The organism is Massilia genomosp. 1, from assembly GCF_011682185.1.
Classification (GTDB): domain Bacteria; phylum Pseudomonadota; class Gammaproteobacteria; order Burkholderiales; family Burkholderiaceae_D; genus Telluria_A; species Telluria_A rubra.
In genome coordinates, this window is the sequence record NZ_WHJF01000252.1 from 1 (window position 1) to 1863 (window position 1863).

Consider the following 1863-nt stretch of genomic DNA (forward strand, 5'->3'; position numbering starts at 1 on the left):
CATCCCGCCTCGAAGGTCGAGCAGCTGACACCGCGACTGTGGAAACAGCATTGCGCCGACAATCCGCTACGCTCGGACCTGCACAGATTTAACGGCTGATCTACAACGCCGCTCAGCTACCGCTTACCAGCTTGGTCAGGTCGGCACGAGGTGGTTTCGGTGGCATGCCTACATGATGCGGCAATTGCCAAGAGTTTACAACTTTTGATTGCTCTGGTCATTCAGGCTGAACAGTTACGCGCGACGAAATCGACATGCTGCTCCATCACCTTGAGCGCATCCTCCAGCTTGTTCAGCTTGGCTTCGCGTTCTTGGTTGGCAAACAGACTCGTCTTGATCATGACATCAGGTTAGTAACATGAAGTCGCTATGATGCCACGGCTGGACGGGTTTTTCGAGGCGCCCTTATGTAGTTGAAGTGCGTCGTGTTGTTCCAGCGGTCGGTATGGCGGATCAACTGTCGAGAAAATTTTCCTTTAAATCCAATAGGGTTTTTGTCAATATCTCTCGCCTTATATTTCCTTTTATTTTGGAAATCCTTGGCGGATCAATTTTATCTAGAAGTTTTTTAACTACTATTTCAAAGTCGTCGTCGTGGAGGGCGGCTTCATTTTTACTAATAATTTCGAAATAATCAGAAAAAATATTGTAGGTGTTGTTGTCCACCTCGTCTAAATCCTTTTTTCCTTGAAAGGCCGCTGTGATATTTTCTAGAGGGTTATGAAAAATCCATCCAGAAAATATATTATTGTTATCAAACATTAAAGATAAATTTGCTGTAATTTTAAGGACGGTTTTTGGTGGAGTATTTTCTGTAAAGCAGAATAATTTCCGCCGAGAGGAATTGAAACATCGATACATTTGAGGGGGGACAATAAAAAACTCTTTTTCCGTGGAAAGCCTCATTGAAAAATATCCGTCTTGAGGTTGCGGAATAAGAGAATTAAATGTTAAGTTTTCTTCAGTTACCTTTAATATTATTGAATGTAGCTGACCTGAATCGTAAAACCTAAAAAAGTCCGAAGCTTCGGTATACCAGCCTTCGCTTCCTATACTTTCGGAAGTAAGGGTATTTATGGTTCCATTGTCCTGCGTAAGAAATTTTCCAGCTGCGGCGAATAACCCACCGGAACCAAAGAAAAAATTAGTCTCGCTAAATGGATTTGAAGTAGGAATGATTTCTATCTCAATATTTTTCGTTAAGAAATACTTATTCATTTGATTTAATCCTTGTTGCGGCAGGCATGAAACCGCCGTCTGGCTTAGGAATTTTTCCATCAAGAATCATTTGAGCAGTTACGGGTTTTCCCGGGTCAGTTATTGAGCCCCCATATATTGCAGCACCGCTTTTCCCTCTTGCACCGTCTTTTCCATAACTTGTTTTTACCTGCCCCTTTATAGAGCCAGTCGCAGGTCCTTCGACCAAAACAATATTTCCGTCTTTGTGAAAAACTAAGCTTCCGTTCTTTGCGTGATAAATTCCTTCGGGCGACGAAAGTATATCCAACTCCAATTCTCTCCCAAGTCGCCCATGATAGTCGCCAGTTTCCCGCATTCTCCCTTGTTGAGCTGCTTTTTGGACTTTGTCCGCAAGTTCACAAGGGCATTTGGCAAGACCTAACGGATCCACCCAACTTACAGGATTCGGCGCATATTGATAGGAGTTATCGCCTCCATTCAAGCCGATCGGATCAATCGAAACATATCGTCCACAGTCCGCATCATAGTAGCGGAAGCGGTTGTAGTTCAAGCCCGTCTCGGTGTCGTGATACTGGCCCAGAAAACGGATCGGCTGGAACCGGGCAACATCATTCGGCGCCTCAGCCTCAACAGCGACCACACTACGGCGCTTCGGCGCAGCCT

2 protein-coding genes are annotated in these 1863 nt (G+C 44.6%); both read right to left on the minus strand.

What is annotated here, in order from left to right; genetic code table 11:
• Nucleotides 1–453 precede the first annotated feature (453 nt).
• Nucleotides 454–1278, minus strand: coding sequence for a hypothetical protein (locus F1735_RS33335; protein WP_167241268.1), 825 nt, complete (start codon nucleotides 1276–1278; stop codon nucleotides 454–456).
• Nucleotides 1211–1863: RHS repeat-associated core domain-containing protein (locus F1735_RS37990; protein ID WP_167241270.1), on the minus strand; the 653-nt coding region annotated here is incomplete at its 5' end. The genes F1735_RS33335 and F1735_RS37990, both read right to left, overlap by 68 nt.